22 protein-coding genes are annotated in these 18,287 nt (G+C 64.9%); 9 read left to right on the top strand and 13 right to left on the bottom strand.

Annotated elements, in window-relative coordinates:
* Window positions 1–2: 2 nt before the first annotated feature.
* Genes I6F28_RS19260 through I6F28_RS19250 form a run of 3 tightly spaced genes read right to left on the bottom strand, consistent with a single transcriptional unit; the run spans window position 3 to window position 3,331 of the window.
* Entirely contained in the window at window positions 3–1,220 is a 1,218-nt protein-coding gene (locus tag I6F28_RS19260; RefSeq protein WP_225140513.1) for an SAM-dependent methyltransferase, read from the bottom strand.
* Window positions 1,221–1,223: 3 nt separating this feature from the next.
* Window positions 1,224–2,012 carry a DUF1365 domain-containing protein gene (locus I6F28_RS19255; RefSeq protein ID WP_109145372.1) on the bottom strand — a complete coding sequence of 263 codons (789 nt, stop codon included), beginning with the start codon at window positions 2,010–2,012 and terminating at the stop codon, window positions 1,224–1,226.
* Window positions 2,013–2,017: 5 nt separating this feature from the next.
* On the bottom strand, window positions 2,018–3,331 hold the full coding sequence (locus tag I6F28_RS19250; protein WP_109145371.1) for an NAD(P)/FAD-dependent oxidoreductase: 1,314 nt from the start codon (window positions 3,329–3,331) through the stop codon (window positions 2,018–2,020).
* Window positions 3,332–3,489: 158 nt separating this feature from the next.
* On the opposite strand from I6F28_RS19250, the gene I6F28_RS19245 reads away from it, so the two are divergent.
* Window positions 3,490–4,305: a DUF1295 domain-containing protein gene (locus tag I6F28_RS19245; protein ID WP_370142805.1), complete on the top strand. Its 816-nt coding sequence runs from the start codon at window positions 3,490–3,492 to the stop codon at window positions 4,303–4,305.
* 123 nt (window positions 4,306–4,428) lie between these two features.
* Window positions 4,429–4,830 carry a DUF2177 family protein gene (locus I6F28_RS19240; RefSeq protein ID WP_036039858.1) on the top strand — a complete coding sequence of 134 codons (402 nt, stop codon included), beginning with the start codon at window positions 4,429–4,431 and terminating at the stop codon, window positions 4,828–4,830.
* 59 nt (window positions 4,831–4,889) lie between these two features.
* Here I6F28_RS19240 and I6F28_RS19235 read toward each other — a convergent pair whose 3' ends face one another.
* The 4 genes from I6F28_RS19235 to I6F28_RS19220 form a co-directional block, all read right to left on the bottom strand.
* Window positions 4,890–5,192: a hypothetical protein gene (locus I6F28_RS19235; RefSeq protein WP_109145369.1), complete on the bottom strand. Its 303-nt coding sequence runs from the start codon at window positions 5,190–5,192 to the stop codon at window positions 4,890–4,892.
* A gap of 18 nt (window positions 5,193–5,210) precedes the next feature.
* The gene (locus I6F28_RS19230; RefSeq protein ID WP_036039874.1) at window positions 5,211–5,768 is read right to left on the bottom strand and encodes a sigma-70 family RNA polymerase sigma factor; all 558 of its coding nucleotides are present in this window, start codon (window positions 5,766–5,768) and stop codon (window positions 5,211–5,213) included.
* Window positions 5,769–5,874: 106 nt separating this feature from the next.
* Window positions 5,875–6,516 (bottom strand): ChrR family anti-sigma-E factor, encoded by a 642-nt coding sequence (locus tag I6F28_RS19225; protein WP_225140512.1) that lies wholly within the window; start codon window positions 6,514–6,516, stop codon window positions 5,875–5,877.
* A complete protein-coding gene (locus I6F28_RS19220; protein WP_225140646.1) occupies window positions 6,513–7,058 on the bottom strand; it encodes a sigma-70 family RNA polymerase sigma factor in 546 nt (181 codons plus the stop codon). The genes I6F28_RS19225 and I6F28_RS19220 overlap by 4 nt, the downstream gene beginning before the upstream one ends.
* Window positions 7,059–7,353: 295 nt before the next feature.
* Between I6F28_RS19220 and I6F28_RS19215 the strand changes: the two genes are divergently transcribed.
* The 4 genes from I6F28_RS19215 to I6F28_RS19200 all read left to right on the top strand — a co-directional run bounded on the left by I6F28_RS19215 (window position 7,354) and on the right by I6F28_RS19200 (window position 10,464).
* Window positions 7,354–7,602, top strand: a complete 249-nt coding sequence (locus I6F28_RS19215) for a hypothetical protein (RefSeq protein WP_025032359.1) — start codon at window positions 7,354–7,356, stop codon at window positions 7,600–7,602.
* Between the two features lie 188 nt (window positions 7,603–7,790).
* Window positions 7,791–8,453 (top strand): FABP family protein, encoded by a 663-nt coding sequence (locus I6F28_RS19210; RefSeq protein ID WP_225140511.1) that lies wholly within the window; start codon window positions 7,791–7,793, stop codon window positions 8,451–8,453.
* 19 nt (window positions 8,454–8,472) lie between these two features.
* Window positions 8,473–9,180: a RibD family protein gene (locus I6F28_RS19205; RefSeq protein WP_225140510.1), complete on the top strand. Its 708-nt coding sequence runs from the start codon at window positions 8,473–8,475 to the stop codon at window positions 9,178–9,180.
* 9 nt (window positions 9,181–9,189) lie between these two features.
* On the top strand, window positions 9,190–10,464 hold the full coding sequence (locus I6F28_RS19200; protein WP_225126894.1) for a flavin monoamine oxidase family protein: 1,275 nt from the start codon (window positions 9,190–9,192) through the stop codon (window positions 10,462–10,464).
* A 50-nt stretch (window positions 10,465–10,514) separates the two neighbouring features.
* Here the strand turns inward: I6F28_RS19200 and I6F28_RS19195 are convergent, their stop codons facing one another.
* From I6F28_RS19195 to I6F28_RS19175, 5 genes are all read right to left on the bottom strand, one after another.
* Window positions 10,515–10,817, bottom strand: a complete 303-nt coding sequence (locus tag I6F28_RS19195) for a hypothetical protein (RefSeq protein ID WP_036027019.1) — start codon at window positions 10,815–10,817, stop codon at window positions 10,515–10,517.
* A gap of 414 nt (window positions 10,818–11,231) precedes the next feature.
* Complete coding sequence (locus I6F28_RS19190) at window positions 11,232–11,837, bottom strand: hypothetical protein (RefSeq protein ID WP_225140509.1); 606 nt, start codon at window positions 11,835–11,837, stop codon at window positions 11,232–11,234.
* A 229-nt stretch (window positions 11,838–12,066) separates the two neighbouring features.
* Entirely contained in the window at window positions 12,067–13,380 is a 1,314-nt protein-coding gene (locus I6F28_RS19185; protein ID WP_225140508.1) for a tetratricopeptide repeat protein, read from the bottom strand.
* A gap of 12 nt (window positions 13,381–13,392) precedes the next feature.
* Window positions 13,393–14,403, bottom strand: coding sequence for an aldo/keto reductase (locus tag I6F28_RS19180; RefSeq protein ID WP_225140507.1), 1,011 nt, complete (start codon window positions 14,401–14,403; stop codon window positions 13,393–13,395).
* A 297-nt stretch (window positions 14,404–14,700) separates the two neighbouring features.
* Window positions 14,701–15,126, bottom strand: a complete 426-nt coding sequence (locus I6F28_RS19175) for a PaaI family thioesterase (RefSeq protein WP_036014328.1) — start codon at window positions 15,124–15,126, stop codon at window positions 14,701–14,703.
* A 70-nt stretch (window positions 15,127–15,196) separates the two neighbouring features.
* Here I6F28_RS19175 and I6F28_RS19170 point away from each other — a divergent pair, with 70 nt between their 5' ends.
* The gene (locus I6F28_RS19170; protein ID WP_225113358.1) at window positions 15,197–15,823 is read left to right on the top strand and encodes an NUDIX hydrolase; all 627 of its coding nucleotides are present in this window, start codon (window positions 15,197–15,199) and stop codon (window positions 15,821–15,823) included.
* 56 nt (window positions 15,824–15,879) lie between these two features.
* Complete coding sequence (locus I6F28_RS19165) at window positions 15,880–17,097, top strand: hypothetical protein (RefSeq protein ID WP_225140506.1); 1,218 nt, start codon at window positions 15,880–15,882, stop codon at window positions 17,095–17,097.
* A gap of 126 nt (window positions 17,098–17,223) precedes the next feature.
* Here I6F28_RS19165 and I6F28_RS19160 read toward each other — a convergent pair whose 3' ends face one another.
* Window positions 17,224–17,529 (bottom strand): hypothetical protein, encoded by a 306-nt coding sequence (locus I6F28_RS19160; RefSeq protein ID WP_036014324.1) that lies wholly within the window; start codon window positions 17,527–17,529, stop codon window positions 17,224–17,226.
* A 193-nt stretch (window positions 17,530–17,722) separates the two neighbouring features.
* On the opposite strand from I6F28_RS19160, the gene I6F28_RS19155 reads away from it, so the two are divergent.
* Window positions 17,723–18,202, top strand: a complete 480-nt coding sequence (locus I6F28_RS19155; RefSeq protein WP_036014322.1) for a hypothetical protein — start codon at window positions 17,723–17,725, stop codon at window positions 18,200–18,202.
* Window positions 18,203–18,287: the final 85 nt, after the last annotated feature.

Genomic DNA, 18,287 nt, shown 5'->3' with positions numbered 1-18,287 from the left:
CCTCACGCCCGCCGTGCAAACACCAGCTGCCTGACGTCGATCTTTCCGGCCCTGAACCCGGCCTCGCAGTAGCACAGGTAATATTCCCACAGCCGGCGGAACGGCTCGTCGAAGCCGAGAGAGGTCAGGTCGATCCATGCGCGGCTGAAATTGTCCCGCCAGAGTGAAAGTGTCTTGGCATAATCCTGTCCAAACACACGCTCGCGAATCACGGGCAGCTCGAAGCGTTCGCCGAGCCCGTGCAGGATGTTGGTCGAAGGCAGCATCCCTCCTGGAAAGATGTATCTCTGGATGAAGTCCACGCGCTGCCGATAAAGGCCGAAGAGCTCGTCGCGGACCGTAATGGCCTGGATGCCCGCCAGACCGCCCGGTTTCAGGCGCTGGTACAGCTGGCTGAAATAGGCAGGCCAGAATTGCTCGCCGACGGCCTCGATCATCTCGATGGAGGCAATGCGGTCGAATCGGCCTTCCTGATCCCGGTAATCCTGCAGCCGCACCTCGACCTTCTCGGCGAGCCCGGCTTGGTGGATTCGCCGACTGGCAAATTCGTGCTGCTCCTTGCTGATGGTGAGCGCCAATACGCTGGCGCCGTAAGTCTTTGCGGCAAATTCGGCGAACCCGCCCCAGCCGCACCCGATCTCGAGCACGGTCTGGCCGGGCTGCAATTCGATCGCCTTCGCCAGCTGTTCGTATTTGTGCCGTTGCGCGGCCGGCAGGTCGGGCGTCTCGGCCGAGAACAGAGCCGATGAGTAGGTCATGCTCGAATCGAGCCACGCAGCGAAGAACTCGTTGCCGAGATCATAATGCTTGTGGATGTTGTGCCGCGAACCGCCTTTGGTGTTGCGGCGGAGGCGATGGAGCGCCCGCCGGCACAGGCGCACCAGCATGCTTCCGGCAAAGGCATTGTCGACCAGATCGTCGTTGAGACAGAACACGTAGAGAAGCTGGGCGAGATCAGGCGTGGTCCAGTCGCCGCGGACGTAAGCCTCGGCCATGCCGATGTCGCCGCCGATGACGAGGCTGCGCGCAAACCTGTAATTCTTCAGCTCGATCGTAGCCGACGGACCCGGAAGCTGGCCGCGCAACGTGACCATTCGCTGGTCGGGAAGGCGCACATGGAGGGTGCCGCGCCGGAGCTGCGATGCGAGGCGCAAGGCCAGCCGGGCAAGGAATGGGACACCATCGAATTGAGCGGCTTGATGAGCGGCTGCCAGGTCCATGGATCAAATCCCGCGTTGTTTCAAACGAGGCAAGTACGGCACACCTTTGAGCCACAGCCGCATCGCTTCCCAATGAATGGCTGCGATCACCTTGAACGTCAGGAAGGGCAGACCGACGAGCGCCGCCAGCAGCGCGCGGCTGGTGAGCGCCCGGCGTCGTCCGCGGAACGCTGCGGCGAACATCGCGCCCTGATCGCCCGTCTGTACGATTCTGACTGCTACATTCTGCTCCGGCGGAGAAATGCTGAAACGGTAATGCGTCCCCATTTCCATGAAGGGTGATACGTAGAACTCCTTGGCCTGGCTCTGCCTGATTGCGCAGTCCGGTCGCGCGTCCTGCACGGGCAGCACGTAGGAATGCATCTCCCCGAAGGTGTTGCGGACCTCGTAGATCAGCAGCGCAAGATCGCCCGATGCCCCATAGCAGAAGTAGATCGAAAGCGGGTTGAACACGTAGCCCAGAACCCGGGGATAACACAGCAGGAGTATGCGGCCTTCCGAGAGGTCGATGCCGCGCTCCGCGGCGATTCGCCTGACGTATTGGCTGAGGCCCGCGCCCTTGCGGTCGCCATGATCGCGCTCGTGGAAGCTGAAGGCGGCTGCTCGATTGACATCAAACAGCCAGGACTGGCGAGGTGCTTCATGCAAGCGGTCGAGGTCGATCAAGAGGCTCATCACGCGATAGGTGAACCTGTGATGCACAGGCCGCCAGCGTGCGTGCATCACCTTTCCCCAGTAGAGCGCGGCGGGCATTGTCGCATCGTCCGCTTTGTCGGGGTTGGTTCGGACCATCGGGGCTACTCGGCAGCTTGGACCAGCAGCGAGTCCGAGCGTCGCCAGGGAACCTGGCCGCCCAAGGCCTCCGCAACGGAGATGCCGGACTGCAAGCCGTCCTCGTGAAAGCCATAGCCGGTCCAGGCACCGCAGAACCAGGTCCGGCGTCGGCCCTGAATTGCGGGGAGCCGTCGCTGCGCCGCGAACGCAGCCAGGTCGTATTGAGGATGAGCAAAGCTGAACTTTGCAAACGTCAGGTGGGCCGCCGGTTCGAAAGGAGGGTTGAGGCTGACGAACAATGGCTTACGGTCGTCGATGCCCTGCAGCCGGTTCATCCAATAGGTCACCGCCACGTCGTTCTGGGCCGGCGTTTGTCGCGGCCATTGCAGGAAATTCCAGGAAGCCCATGCTTGCCGGCGCCTGGGCATGAGACTGCGATCGCGATGCAGATAGATCGCGTTCGGAGCATACCTGATCGCGCCGAGAATGGACCGCTCGCGGGCATCGGCATCCGACAGCGCAGCCAAGGCCTGATCGCTGTGGCAAGCCATTACCACGGCATCGTAGGTTTCCGCCCCGCCATGACTGTCGCGGATGGTCACGCCATGCTCCGCCCGGTTGACCGACGTCACGGCACAGCCTAGCCGAATGTTGTCCTTGAACAAAGCAGTGAGCTTGTCGACATAGCGCCGGCTGCCACCCTCGACGGTCCGCCAGCGCGGCCGGTCAAGGTGCAAGAGCCGGTGATTGTCGAAAAAAGCGACGAAGTTCTCTGCCGGAAAGGACAGAATGTCGGCCGACGAGGACGACCAGATGGCCGCTCCCATCGGTCCGAGATAATCGGCGAACAGGCGGGGTCCGAATGATTGCTTGCGCAGATACTCGCCGAGCGTCAGGCCGTGCAGCTTGCCGGTGCGCAGATCGGACACGCTCTGCCGGTTGAACCGCGCGACCTCGCCGAGCATGCGGAAGTATGAGGGGGAGACGAGATTGCGCGGTTGCGCGAACAGGCCGCAGGCCGTTTGCAGGGCCGTCTCGCCGCCACCCCGCCATTCGAACCGACCATGGTCGGCCGACATGGCGAAGCTCATGCAGGTCTCGACAGTCTTCACGCCCAGATGCGCGAACAGCGCCGTCAGCTGCGGATAGTTCGTCTCGTTGTAGACGATGAAGCCGACATCGACATCGATGGCCTCTCCATCATAGTCGATGCGAACGGTATGACTGTGCCCGCCCGGCCGCAGCTCCCGCTCGTACACCGTCACCGCATAGCGCCTCGACAGGAGCCACGCGGCAGCGTTGCCGGCAATTCCCGTCCCGATCACGGCCAAACGCATACCTCTCGCCCCCAATGCTGTATCGCCAGCTACGGTCGTTGCGACAATCAGTTTCGTGAGAAACGTTCGGCGGGACGGCGCGGATCACATGGCCAGGTGCGCCCCGCCTTGCGGCGCGAAACCGGCTTCCGCTGCGGACGTATCGAGGGCAGGTCAACATGGGTGAAAGCATGGTTCTCGTGCAGGTTCAGGCGATCGGCTTAATTGCGCTGGCCTTCTGTGTCTTGATGGGACTGGCCTGGGTCGTCCAGCAGCGCACCGGCAATTCCGGATGGGTGGATGCGATATGGTCCTACGCGACCGGCCTCATCGGCGCGGCCGCTGCCTTGTGGCCGCTTGACGGCTCCCTGCCGGCTCGCCAAGCGCTTGTTGCAGGGCTGGTGCTGCTTTGGTCGTTGCGGCTCGGGACGCACATCGCGCGTCGCTCCGCGGCCGGGATCGACGATCCCAGATACGCAAACTATGCGCGCGAATGGGGGGCGGATGCCCCGCGCCGGATGTTCTTCTTCCTGCAATCGCAGGCGCTGGTCTCACTGCCGCTGCCATTCGCCGTGTTCCTCGCAGGCCACGCGCCGGCGCCGGGACTGCGGCTGCAGGATTATGTCGGGGTGGTCATCATCCTGATTGCCGTCGCTGGCGAGGCCTTGGCAGACCGGCAGCTGCGGCGCTTCAAACACGACGCGTCGAGCAAGGGGAAGGTCTGCAATGTCGGACTTTGGCGCTGGTCGCGTCATCCGAATTATTTCTTCGAATGGCTGGGATGGCTGGCTTACCCCGTCATCGCGCTCACGCCCGGATACGCCTGGGGCTGGGCCAGCCTGGCGGCGCCAGCGATCATGTATTGGATCCTTGTGCATGTGACCGGGATACCGCCGCTCGAGGAGCAGATGCTGCAATCGCGCGGCGACCTGTATCGGCAGTATCAGGCCCGGACCAACGCTTTCTTCCCATGGCCACCCAAACAGGCGCTGTGATTTGTTTTGCCGCTACGCCCATGACGGACATGCCTGCGCTCGTGTGATCCGGCTTGAATCCACGGGCGTTATCTGCTGGCCGGCTCGACAATCGGCCAGATGCAGTGCACGGGGAATGCGGACATGAATCTTCTCTTCACCTATCTTGCCGTGGCCGTGACCTTCGTTGCAGTCGACATGGTCTGGCTCAACATCATGGTTGCGCGGCTCTACCGGCCGGTGCTGGGCGATATGTTGCGTGCCGAGCCCAATCTGGCGGCCGCCGCCGTCTTCTATCTGCTGTATCCCATCGGCTTGATCTGGTTCGCCGTGCTGCCGGCGCATCATGACGGAAGCGCGCTGCGCGCTTTCACGTCCGGCCTGCTGCTCGGCTGCTTCACCTATGCGACCTATGATCTCACCAATCAGGCGACCTTGCGGAATTGGTCGACCGGACTGACACTTGCGGACGTTTGCTGGGGATCCTTGCTGGCCGGGGTCAGCTCCTTGATTGGATTTCTCGTCGCCCAGAAGCTGGCCCACTGAACATGGGCCGCCTGCCGCGCGCAAAGCCGAGTTGATTTCGGTCAATCGTGCAGGGCAAGTCAGGTCGAGCTTCGCCCTCCGAGCCGGTCGAACGTGTCCCTGGTTTCCGCAATCTTGTCGGTCAAGGATATGAGTGCATTCTGGGCCTGCGCTCTCGTCTCATCGTCGAGCAGGAGGCATGCGAGGTCGACCAGCTGATGGCCCATGCGCTCCATGGCGGCAAGGAGTCCATCGAGGCCGGCCCTGGGATCGTCGGGCGCAAACCGCTCGACCTCACTGATGATGGCTTCGAGCCGCGCGACGGAAGCGACAAGCCGGTCCTCGCGCCCACGCTCGGGAAACTCGATGATGTCCGCGGCCATGCCAGCATTTCTCCGGCTTCAGGCCGCAGCCGATGCCGCGAGGCAATCCTTGCGTACTGCGGCGATGGTCCGGTGCAGCCAGGTCTTGACGGTGCCGACCGGCACACCGAAGCGTCGCGACAAGCTCTCGCGGCTCTCGCCTTTGAGGTAAGCCAGAGCGACGAGCCTGCGGCGATCTTCCGGAAGCCGCGCCAGCACTGCGCGTGCAATCGGTTCGGCGCTGGCGTAATCGAAATCCTCGGCGGGCGAGGCAGTGGACGCCGATGCAAACAGGAGCGCCTCGTCCAGTTCGTAAGTCGGCTGTCTTCGAATCCGCAAATGGTCGATTGCGGTATTGCGGACAATCGCGGACATCCACGCAAGAGCCGGGGCCCGCCTGGAATCATACCGCGCAGCGTTGCGCCAGATCTTGAGAAAGCTTTCCTGAAGGATGTCGTCGGCGTCGTCAGGCGCGGCGCCAACGGCCAGCACGATCCTGCGCAACCTGGCGCGTGTCAGCGCATGAAGCTCCGCGAAGGCTCGCACCTCACCTGAGGAAACGCGCGCCAGCAGTTCGGGTAACCTCTCGCTCCGCACCTGACTTGCCAGGCTTGAACAGGCCATGTCCTGTCTCCCTTGCGTTTCTTTCTGAACGCTTCGGGTACAGGCCCGGATCACTCCGACGGAAAGGACGGAAGGAGAATCAAAGCCGCACGAATGGCCCGATCAGACGGCCGAGCAAGCCGTTCATACGCAGGTCGCCGGTCATCGCGACCAGGCAGAGGCATGGGCCTTCGTCGCCGACGATCGGACGGTGCTCGACCTCGTCGTCGCCGTAGTCGAAATCACCGGGACCAAACCGACCGCCCTCGTGGCTGAAGCTGCCCTCGAGCACGAGCGTGAGCTCGGTGCCGGTGTGCGTGTGCTCGAGCATGCGCGATCCCGGCGCGGACCGAAGCAGGAAGGCGCGCGCCTTGCCCGAACCGGAAAGCTCGATCGGCCGCATGCTCAGACCGGGTGCGATGCGCCGGCGCTTGCCGATGCGGTAATTTCGCAGGGCCGGCGGAACTTCATGATCCGTGACGGAGGCGGGGGGAGGTGCCGCACGAGCGGCGGGAGAATTCTCAATTCGCGACATGACGCGGTCGAACGCATCCGGCGCGGTCGGCACCGGCTCGATCTCCTCCAGCGCCGCACCCGCAAGCTGCTCTATGGCGCGCACGAAGCGGCTGCACCGGGCGCATCCTGCCACATGCACCCCGACCACCAGCTGATGGGCCTCTTCCAGCTTGCCGGCCGCGAAATCGGCCAGAAGATCTTCAGGCGGATGGTGGCTGATCGTCATGTGTCTTCGTCCAATATGTCTCTCAACCGGTTCATCGCCAGTCTGATCCGCGATTTCACCGTACCGAGGGGAATACCAAGCAGGCTCGCGATTTCAGGATGCGCCCTCTCCTCGATGAACGACAGCCTGACCACCATGATCTGCTCTGCCGAGAGTTGCTTGATGGCGGACTCGATGCGCGCGGCGTCCTGTCCGCGCGAAATGACGGCGTCAGCCGGTTCGGCCGGGTCCGGTGCATCAGGCAGCTCGGAGACGGCTTCCAGGCGGTCGGTCCGTGCTCTGCGGCGGAGCAGGTCGATCCGCAGATTGCGCGCGATCGTGAAGATCCAGGCCGCCGCTCCCGCTGTGGCGGGATCGAACAGGCCTGCTTTCCGCCACACCGCGAACATCGCGGTTTGCGCGATCTCTTCCGCTTCGTCGGGGCTGCACCCGGCCTTCTGCATCAACCCCTTGATACGGGGCGCGAAATGCTCGAATAGCCCCTTGAAGGCCTCCCGGTCGTGGTGAGAGGCGACGCGTCCGATCAAATCAGCCCAGTCCACCTTTGCCTTCGGCCCTTTGCTCGTACCAATCGACCGCCGCGCCTCAAACCGCCGGGTCAAACCAGCTTCAGCCCGGATTGGCACGTCTAAAGCCCGGATAGCAGCGATCATAGCGCCTCGACAAGCGACCTCTGAGGCTGAGAACGGGCGGGAACGGGCGTCAGATCACTGTGAGCTGCTCAATTGTCGGTTCCGAAGCCTGCGCCTGCGCGCCGCCGGTCCTGGCACTCCGCTTGCTCATCCATGACCCAAGTCCAGGCCTCGGCGGAGAGGCCGTTTCAGGTTGAGGCAAGTGATGCAGGAAGTGTCCCGTTCTGGTGCTGCTGACGAACTCCGGCTCGACGCGTTGATCGCCGATCTATGGTGGCGCGTTCGGCTGATTAATACCGACATTCTCGAGGAAGAGGCGCGCGCCGGGGTGTTCGACCCGGTTCAGCCGACCTATCCGCTTCTCGCGGCCAACCTTCGCGCCCGACGCGACAATCTGGTCGCGACGATCGGCGTGCTCGAGCAGCGTGCGAGATCGGTGTCGGAAGCGGCCTGAAGCGGTCGCGGGGCGCGCCAGCCTCGACGTCTTCGTCAACCGGCCGGCTGCAGCGCCAGAGGCGGGCGCGGGATGCAATGCGCATCCTCGCATGGCTCGAATGCCTCCGACGCTGTGCCGCTAACAGTTGAATTCAGGCCGCCGCCTGCCCGTGTTATGGCTGGTCTCTGCACCCCCGCGAGGCCGCCATGCTCCCCATTCCCGCCGATATCTTCACCGAACCCGACGACGTCTCGCCCGACGGCCTGGCCAATCTCGGCCCGCTTCGGCGTCTTGCCGGCACCTGGCAGGCGGACAAGGGCATCGACATCAATCCGAAGGCGGAAGGGCCGGAGCGGCGGACCTTCATCGAGCACATCCGCATGGATCCGATCGATCCGCAGGCCAACGGGCCGCAGCTGTTGTACGGGCTGCGGTACCACATCCACATCAACACGCCCGAGGAAGACATCACCTTCCACGACCAGGTCGGCTACTGGCTGTGGGAGCCGGCGACCGGGCTGATCATGCAGACCCTGGCGATCCCGCGCGGGCAGGTGCTGCTGGCCTCGGGCAAGGCCGGGCCCGACGACAAGACGATCTCGGTCACTGCCAAGCGCGGCGACACCGCCTACGGGATCTGCTCGACCGATTTTCTGGAGCAGGCCTTTCGCACCGATGCTTACCGCTGCGACATCACCTTCAACGACGACGGCAGCTGGACCTATCTGATCCAGACCGAGTTGTTCGTGCGCGGCGCGCCGTTCAATCACCACGACACCAACACGCTCCAGCTCATAGCGCCACCCAGGCTTAATCCGCTGGCGGCGATTGTGAACGATCGTGCCGCGCGCGGTGGACCCGCGGCCTGAGCGCTGCCCTGAGGATTGCATGAAACCGTATGTCATCTGCCTGATGCACTCCAGCCTCGACGGGCGCACGCATCCCAGCCGCTGGCGTCCGAAGGGCGCGGGCACGGACTGGTTCGAGAAGATCCATGATGAGCTCGGCGGCGATGCCTGGGTGATCGGCCGCGTCACGGGTTCGGAGTTCGCCAAGGGCAGGCCCTATCCCCCGACAGACGCGAAATTTCCGCGCGAAAACTGGTTCGCCCGGCGCGACGCGAAGACCTATGGCGTCGTGCTCGATGCAGAGGGCAAGATCGGCTGGGGGCGCGCGGAGATCGGCGGCGATCCGATCGTCGTCGTGCTGACCGAGAACGTCCCGGATTCGCATCTCGCTGGCCTCCGCGGCGAGGGCGTGTCCTACATCTTTGCCGGCCAATCCGAGATCGACCTCGCACTGACGCTGGACATTCTCAGCCGCGAGCTCGGCGTGAAGCGCCTGCTGGTCGAGGGCGGCGGCGTTGCCAACGGCGCGTTCCTGCGCGCCGGCCTCATCGACGAATTCAACCTGATCCTCAGCCCTGCGATCGACGGCGCAAAAGGCGCCCCGTTCGTGTTCGATTCCACCGAGGCGGACAGCGACCGGCGCGCGCCGATCGCCGCGATGACGCTGGAGAGCACGCGCGAGCTCGGCGGCGACGTCCTGCTGCTGCGCTATCTGATCCAGAACGATCCGCAAGCCGTGAGCCGGTAAGGCGCGGCCATGTCCGATCCGTCCGAGCACATCGTCATCGTCGGCGCCGGCGCGGCCGGCCTGATGGCGGCGCGCGAGCTGGCGCGTGCCGGCCGCAAGGTGACGATCCTGGAGGCGCGTCAGCGCTGCGGCGGCCGCATTCATCCGCTGCCGGCCTCGCAGTTCGGCTATGCCGCCGACGGCGGCGCCGAGTTCGTCCATGGCGAGGCGCCGGTCACGCGCGCATTGCTGCGCGAGGCCGGCCTGTCGCTTCAGGAGATCGAAGGCGAGCAGTGGAGCTTTGACGGGACGAAGCTCACACGCGAGGCGCGTGACGATCCCCATGAAGCGGAGCTTCAGGCCAAGCTGGCGGACTTGAAGGACGACCTCACGGTCGCCGACTTCCTGCGCCGGCATTTTGCAGGCGACAATTACGCGCCGCTGCGCCATTCGATCGAGCGGATGGTCGAAGGCTATGACGCGGCCGATCCCGAACGCGCCTCCACGCTGGCGCTGCGCGCGGAATGGATGGACGGCGGGCACGCTCCGCAGGCGCGCATCGAAGGCGGCTACGGCGCGATGATCGACGTGATGACGGCCGACTGCCGCAGGCACGGCGTCACCATCCGCCTCGGCAGCGTCGTGTCGGCGATTGCGGAGGAGGGCGGCGCGGTGATCGTTCGCTGCGCCGGCGGCGACGTGCACGCCTGCGACCGCATGATCCTCACCGTGCCGCTGCCGCTGCTGCGCGAGATCGCGCTACCGGCAGGCGCGCGTGCCAAGCTGGCTGCTGTCGACGACATCGGCTTTGGCAACGTCATCAAGATCCTGCTGCGCTTCGCGCGGCCATGGTGGCGCGAGCGCAAGGAAGACCTTGCGGACATGACCTTCCTGCTGTCGGATGAGGCGATCCCGGTCTGGTGGACGCGCTACCCGGACCAGCATCCCGTGCTGACGGGCTGGTTCGGCGGCCCGCGCACGGCGGAGCTGGAAAGCCTCGACGCGCGAGCATTGATCGATGCCGGGCTCGGCTCGCTCGCCGCAATCTTCGGCCTGCCGCGCGATCACATCGCGCGCGAGCTGGTGGCGTCCGCCGCGACCAACTGGGCGCATGATCCGTTCGCGCGCGGCGCCTATTCGTGGGCGACGCCGCGCACCCGAGCGGCACAGGCGATCCTCGCGCGTGGCGACGGCTTGGTGCTGTTTTCCGGCGAAGCGCTCTATCGCGGCCGCGACATGGGCACGGTCGAGGCGGCACTGGCGAGCGGCCTGGAGACGGCGAACATGATCCTTCGGGGACAATGAAAAGAGGCCCGCATCTGATGCGGGCCTCTCGTCGCGTCTGTCTCCAGATCTTACCAGCGGCCGCCGCCGAAGCTGAACGTCACGCCGGGGCCTCCGCCGTAATAGCCGTAGGGCCCGCCGCCGTAATAGCCGTGGTGCCGCGGGTAATAACCGTAGCTCCTGTAATACGGCCGGTAATAGCCGTGATGATGCCGCCAATGATGATGGTGGCGGTAATGCCTGCGGTGCGCGCTGATGTCGGTGGTCTGGCTTTCCTGCGCGGTCTGCTTGGCACTTGTATTGCCGGCCGCGCTCGCCGATCCACCGGCCAACGCCGCAGCACCAAGGGCGATCGCGGCAATGAGATATTTCATGTCATCACTCCAGTTGAAGGTCGTGTGACAACACATGAGTATCCCGCGCGTTCCAGCCACTGCGGGCGTCGAAACGACGCAGATTTTCAGTTCCCCGATGAACGCACGTTAACGTTTGTGAACGAGCGAAGGCCGCGCGATCTATCGTCGCATGAAGAGGCATGGCCTGCGACTCGCGCCCCGAACGCGGCGCAGCTTCTCTTCGACGATGCGGTGCGAGTCCGGGACACGAGAGTGGCGCATGTAGATTTTCGCAACTGGCACGGATGCGGATTAGGAAAGCGGTGTCGCTCGGAGAGCGCAGCGAGGATCGCATCCTGTCTGCGATGAATGTACGACCGTGATAGCTGAGCGCAGTGCCAGGGCTCCGTGGCATCAGCGCGATCGTACACGTTGACGCCAGCGGACACGGACCTACTTGAACGGGTCCTGGATCGACGGGGCCGACTGACGGATGCGGCGCACGCTGACCGGGGTGCCGTCGGAGACGAACAGCAGCTCGTATTTGCGGCCCTCGCTGTCGGTCGCCGAGCAGGTGACGTCGTTCACCTTTCTGGCGGCGAAGTTGCCGGTCTGGCGGCAGATGCCGGTCGAGGTCTGCTCGGCCGGCACCGGCAGGCCGTCGACCTTGGGGCGGTTCTTGGAGTTGAGCAGCACGCGGTCGATCCGCAGCTCGTAGGAATTGTCGTCGGCGCGCTTGCCATTCTCGCCGGAGAACGACACCACGTGGCTGTCATCGGAGGGATCGTCGACCGCGACCGCGAAATTGACCCGGCCCGTGTCGCCATGGGCATAGGCCACCGTCTTGCACGGGAAGGTGCGGCCCGCGACCCTGAACGTCTTGCAGTGGCCGGACATCAGCGCCAGGAGATCGATGAAGGCGTTCGGCTGCGCGGGCGGATTGTTGACCGGAACGGGTTTGGAAGTCTCGGCAAAACAAGGACTTGCCGCGATCACGAGCAACGCGGCGAGGACCAATCGGCGAAGGCGCGTCGTCGGGCTCATGAGCCAGGGGGCCATGGCGGAAGAGTTCCGCACCGTAACCATCGAACCGCAAGTTGGTTGCGATCCCGTTTGTGCTGCAAATCCCGTCTGGAATATCACCGCGTCAACCCCGAGGGCGATTCGTCCAAATCGCCCGATCCGTCCCGGCGGCCACATGCCATCAGGGCGGTGTTTTTTTCGTGGCGGAGCATGATCCGAAAAAGTGCGTAGCGGTTTTCCGAAAAAATCATGCTCAAACAATAACCTAACCCATTGCCGCCTGCCAGCGCCTGTCGCGGAAGGAGGGGCGGCGGTGGAGGCGGGCGTCCAGCACGGCGCGGGCGCGGGGCAGCTCACCGCTGCGCATGAGCGCGACGATATAGGTGTCCTCGATCAGCTCGCGCTGGGCGTGGCTGCCGCCGATGCGCACCACCTCGCCGAGCACCGGCGCGAGCATCTGCACGCAAGTCCGGTAATCCTCATCGGCGAAAGCCGCGAGTGCGCGGAAGATCGCCGGCACCACAGGGCCCGCCGGCAGCTTGCCGTCGGCCAGCCGCTGCTCGATCGCCGCAAGGCGGGCGGCGAGCGCTTCGCGATTCTGCGTCGCGGCTGCGAATAGCGCCATGTGGACGTCGGCAAAGGACAGGCTCGATTTCGGAAACAGTTTTTGCGCGGCGGCGTCGGCTTCCTGCCACAGCGCCTTCGGCACCGCATGACCGTACATCGACAGGCGCCACAGCAGCGAAGCGCTGTCGGTGATGACGTTGAGCGGCGGCGCCTGCGTGGCAGTGGGCCGAAGCACGTCGGCATAGATCGCGAGCGCCCGCGCCGCATCGCCATGCTCGAGCGCGCCGAGCGCCTGATGCCAGCTTATATGGCCGTGGAGGATGCCGGCGCGGTCGTAAGCCGGGAGCCATTCGTCGACGAGACGATCGGCGTCCTCAATCGATCCATCCTCGAACATCGCATGCAGCACCGCATGCGCGGCGTGGGCATTTTCCCGGCGCAGATGGAAGCCGCGCTCGGTGACGGCGCGGCCGCGCGCGACGTCGCCATTCTCCGTCATCGCCCAGCCGGACATCGTGAGGAACCACCAGTCCTTGCCGTAATGCTGCGCGACGTTCTCGCAGAGCTTGTGCCGGGCGCGGTCGTGATCGGCCATGCCGGAGAAGGCGAACAGGCCGAACGCGCCGAGCGGCAGCGACAGCACGACGGCGTCGCGGGGCCATGCGTCGATATGCTTCAGCGTCGATGCGATCGCCTCCGGCAGCCGGCCCTCGATCGCGAGCGCCAGCGTCTCGACATGCGAGCGCTCGCGCTCGCTGCCGCGCCCGGCCACGAGCTCGCGCGCGCGTGCCGCCTTTTGCCGCGCGAGATCGCCCTGCTGGTAGAAGGCATGAACGCGGCCGCGGGCGATGTGGGCCAGCGCGAAATCAGGGTCGGCCGCGATCGCGCGCTCCAGCATCTCCGCCGTGCCGGTCCAGCCCGCGAGCATGAGGTCGACGCCGTCGCGATAGGCGGATGCTGCCTCGTGCGAGGTGGTGGAGAGCGGCAGGCCGTAGCGGTCTTGAAGCGCCATCGAAGGCCCCCCTCACGCCGTCCGCGCGCGGCGGCCTTCGATCGGATAGGCCGGATCATTGTAGCCTGGCGTCGAGGGATGGCCTGGCGTCACCAGGCGGTCGATCAGCGCCTCGTCCTCCGCGGTGAAACGATAATCGAGCGCGCTGATGTAGCCGTCCCATTGCTCCTCGGTGCGGGGACCGGCGATCACCGACGAGACGAAGGCGGAGTTGAGCACCCAGCCGACCGCGAACTGGCCGGCGGTGATGCCTTTCTTCTCGGCGTGAGCCTTGATCTCCTGCGCAAGCTGGAGCGATTCCGGCCGCCATTCGGTCTGCATCATGCGGGTGTCGTTGCGCCCCGCGCGCGTCTCCTTGTCGGGCGCTGCATCCACCCTGTACTTGCCGGTGAGCACGCCGCGCGCCAACGGGCTATAGGGCACGATGCCGAGACCGTAATAGGCGCAGGCCGGAAAGTGCTCGACCTCCGGCATGCGGTTCATGGCGTTGTAATAAGGCTGGCTCACCGCGGGCCGGTCGATGCCGAGTCGGTCGCAGATGTTGCAGATCTCGGCGACGCGCCAGGCGCGGTAGTTGGAGACGCCGAAATAGCGCACCTTGCCGGCGTGGATCAGGTCGCTCATGGCGCGCACCGTCTCCTCCAACGGCGTGGCATGGTCTTCCTTGTGCAGATAGTAGATGTCGATGTGATCGGTGCCGAGCCGCATCAAGCTCTCGTCCGCCGCCTGCAACACCCAGCGCCGCGACAGCCCGCCGCGATTGGGATCGTCCCCCATGGGGTTTGCGAGCTTTGTGGCAAGCACCCAGGCACCACGATTGCGCGCGATGGCGCGGCCGACGACCTCCTCGGAGGCGCCTTTGGAATAAGCGTCCGCTGTGTCGATGAAATTGATCCCGGAATCGCGTGCCTTGTCGATGATCCGCTTCGACGTGGCCTCATCGGTCGGCCCGCCGAACATCATGGTGCCCAGGCAAATCGGCGAGACCTTGAGGCCGCTGCGGCCGAGCTGGCGGTATTGCATGGGCGAGTCCTCGATGTTGGTGGACGGCAGCATAACCAGCAAAGTCCGTCATTGCGAGCGCAGCGAAGCAATCCAGAGATGTGTCCGCGGAGGGATGCTGGATTGCTTCGCTGCGCTCGCAATGACGGTGGGGCACGTTTGCGCCTCACATTCAGTGTCATCGCCCGCGAAGGCGGGCGATCCAGTACGCCGAGACAGTCGTGATCGATCGAGGGGCCGCGACGTACTGGATTCCCCGCCTTCGCGGGGAATGACGGCTGCGGGTGTGGCGCGCAGCAGCGCCGGCCTGATCGCCCGCTACCCCGGCCCCTTCAAGATCTTGAACACGCCGTTCGCCATCACGATGCAGCGGTCGTCCACGGTCACCTCGGTGCTCATGAAGATCAGGCTGCGGGTCGAGCGCACCACGCGCGGGCGGGAGATCAGGGTGTCGCCGATCTGGCCGGCCTCGACGAAATGGGTGTCGAGCTGCACCGTCGCCAAGTACTCCTTGCCGGAGACGTAACGGGCCGTCATGCCGCAGGTGCGATCGGCGAACGTCATCATTACGCCGCCCTGGACCATGCCGCGGCGGTTGTGGTGCTTGTCCTCGGTCGCGAGCGCGAATTCGTAATGGCCGTCGACCTTGCGCTCCCACAACGGGCCGATCAGATGCAGGAAGCCCGTGGTCTCCAGGATGCTCCAGCCCTCTGATTTCAACCTTGCGGCGGCCTTGCTGGTCATGTCGTCGTTCGTCCTTGCAACGCGATGTCTCCTCGTTTCATCAGATGCAGTCCTGGTGTAGTCAAGCATCATGAGAACGTTCGACGATGCCACCAGACGGAATATCGCAGAGGTCTGCGCGGCCTTCGCGCGGCTGCCCGACACAGCCGAGCCGTCGGCGCTGAAGCGCGCCGCGGTGGTGCTGGCGCTAACCGAATCCGACGACGGTGGCGACACCGCCTTCCTGCTCACCAGGCGCGCCTCGCACCTGCGCGCCCATCGCGGCCAATGGGCGCTGCCCGGCGGACGCTGCGATGCCGGCGAGACGCCGGTCGAGGCGGCGCTGCGCGAGCTCGACGAGGAGCTCGCACTCGCGCTGTCAGCCGATGCGGTGCTCGGCCTGCTCGACGATTATCCGACGCGCTCGGGCTATCTGATCACGCCGGTCGTGGTCTGGGCGGCCGACAGTGCTGCGATCCGCCCGAACCCGGACGAGGTCGCTTCCGTCCATCGCATCGCGCTGGCCACGATCGAGCGCGACGATGCCTTCGATTTCACTGAGATCCCCGAGAGCAGCCGCCGCGTGATCCGCTTCCATCACCAGATGAGCCTGATCCATGCCCCGACCGCGGCGCTGATCTACCAGTTCCGCGAGGTGCTGGCGGGGCGGCACACCCGCGTCACCGACCTGGAACAGCCGGTATTCGCCTGGACGTGATGATGGTAAACGGCGCGTTAACGCGACGGTTACCGGATGCCTGCTAAGAAGGCAGCATGCATCATTCGATTCGAAATAAATTGGCGCTGGTTCCGCTCGCGCTCGTCCTGATCTCGCCTGCGGCGCGCGGCGCCGAGGCCGACGCGCTGTCGCCCGCCGTTCGCAATGCCAACGCCCAGCTGCTGTCGCAGTTTTTCGCGCAAGGCGCGGGGGCTTCGCCGGCCGTGCTCGAATATCGCCGCAAGCTCGCGGAATATCAGGCCGCGCGCGCCGCCTTCGATGCCGAGGCCGGCGCCTATTGGAGCCAGATCTCGGAGAAGCGGAAGGCCCGCAACGCCAAGCGGCGCAATGGGCAGCAGATCACGCTCGATGATTACGTGCTGGAGCATCCGCCGCTCTATACCGGGCCGAAGAAGCCGGTGAATCCGGAGCCGGAGGAAACGCCGGATCGCCCCGCGAGAAGACCGATCCCCGTGGTCGCCGATTTCCTGCGTGCGGCGCAGGAACTCTACCAGTTCACGCCGCAACGCCCGTCCAGCGAGCTCGAGTTCAAGCGCGCCTATGCGCGCTACGCTCTGGCCCATGGCCTGACGCGCGAGCAGGCGGTGCGGGTCTATTCGTTCGAGACCGGCGGCACCGGCAGTTACGACGTGCAGGCGGGCATCGAGCATGGCGGCAAGCGCGCGATCTCGACCGCGATGGGCTACAACCAGCTGCTCACCACCAACAGCGTCGAGCTGCTCGCCGAGCAGGGCCATGAACTGATCCGCGCGCTGTCCGAGAAGGTGACGCGCACATCTGGACCGGCGCGGCATGCGCTCGAGCACAAGCTCACTGTCCTGAAGAAGATGGTGGCGCACGCGAAGTCGGTGCCCGATACCTGGTCGGAGCACGAGAAGATGGGCGCCACCCCGCAGGGCTGGGCCATGCATGCGATGGTGCTCGACGTCGACATCGGACCGATGCTGCAGACCCACAAGCTGCTGACTTCGGTGCATTTCGCCCGCGCCAAGGGACACTCGCGCCCGCTGTCGGCGGCCGAGCTCGAGATGATGAACCTCACCGGCGACGGCACCGGCCTCGACATGGTGACGATGCCGCAAGCGATGCGCGAGCGGGTGCCGACCTCGAATTTCTTCCAGCGCGGCGGCTATGAGCGCAACCCAGTCGCGATCCGCCACAACACGGTGGCGAAGCTGCTGGCCATAACCGACGAGCGCATGGACGTGAACAGCGGCAAACCCGGCGCAAGGGAATTGGCAGGGGCGTTCTAGGACGCTGGCGTAGGGTGGGCAAAGCGAAGCGTGCCCACCATTGTTGATTTGACGATATGAGATGGTGGGCACGGCGCTAACGCGCCTTTGCCCACCCTACGCTCTGTCGCCTGCGAGCGCGGGCCCCTACTGATCCGGCCCGAACTTGAACTTGCCGTCACCCTCCAGATACGGACCGGTGCGCATGTAGAGCTGGCCGTTCTGGCCGATGAAGAACAGTGTGCCCTTGGGCACCTTCTTGGCGCCCTTCAAGAGCTCGCCGGCGTTGCTGGTGCCCATCTTGTAGGAATAGGTCTTGCCCTCCCTGTCGTAGGCGTAGCCGGTGTCGGTCTTCAGCTCCCAGGGCGTCGCTGCGGTTTGCGCCAATGCGGGCGCTACCAATGCGCCGAGCGCGGCTGCGAGTGCAAATGTCTTGATTGAAAATGCCGTCATCCCATCCTCCCAAGATCGGGACATTCCATGATTGAACAAATCACGAACGATGCGTCCCGGTCAACTTGCGATAGCGCCGCAGCGCATCACGTCTTGCCCAGCAGTTTGTGATTTTCCCTCCGTCCCCTCGCGACTATGTTCCGCTTTCCGTTTAGAACGCAACTCGACAAAAATATTGGTGGGGATGATTCGAATGAACCTAGTCGTCAAAGCCTGCTCGGCTGCCGCGCTGTTGCTCACGGCGCTGGCGCCGGCCGCCCAAGCCGATGACTACCGGCTCAGCCACAACCAGCGGATTTCGTGCAGCCGCGGCCTTGCCCCGGGCAAGCTGAACACGGCGACCTGCAAGTCCTACACCTATCTCTTCAACACCAGGACCTCGGAATATTTCCGCTGCCAGGTCTCCCTGGCGCTGACCCGCGACAACAAGGAAGTCATCAACGTCCAGACCGACGGCGGCTGCACCAAGAAACCGCGCATTTTCGAGACCGACGGCAAGTACGATTTCGACGCCACCGAGACCGAGCCGCCGAACACCAATTCGTTCTTCGGCCCCGGCGGCTATTCGGTCTGGGCCGCCGACGTCGGCGCGCAGAAGGTGCGCGGCTGCATCACCATCTCCTCCGGCCTCGGCTCCGACATCTCCAAATGCCTGGACATGACGTTCCAGTGAGCGAGCGCTCGATAGCCACTGCGTAGACGGTGCGCTCCCTGCCCCGCCTACGGGGGAGGGCTGGGGAGAGGTGTCTCCGCATCGG

This window comes from Bradyrhizobium sp. NBAIM14, assembly GCF_020193895.1.
GTDB classification, from domain to species: Bacteria; Pseudomonadota; Alphaproteobacteria; order Rhizobiales; family Xanthobacteraceae; genus Bradyrhizobium; species Bradyrhizobium yuanmingense.
This window is presented reverse-complemented; position numbering and strand designations above follow the sequence as displayed.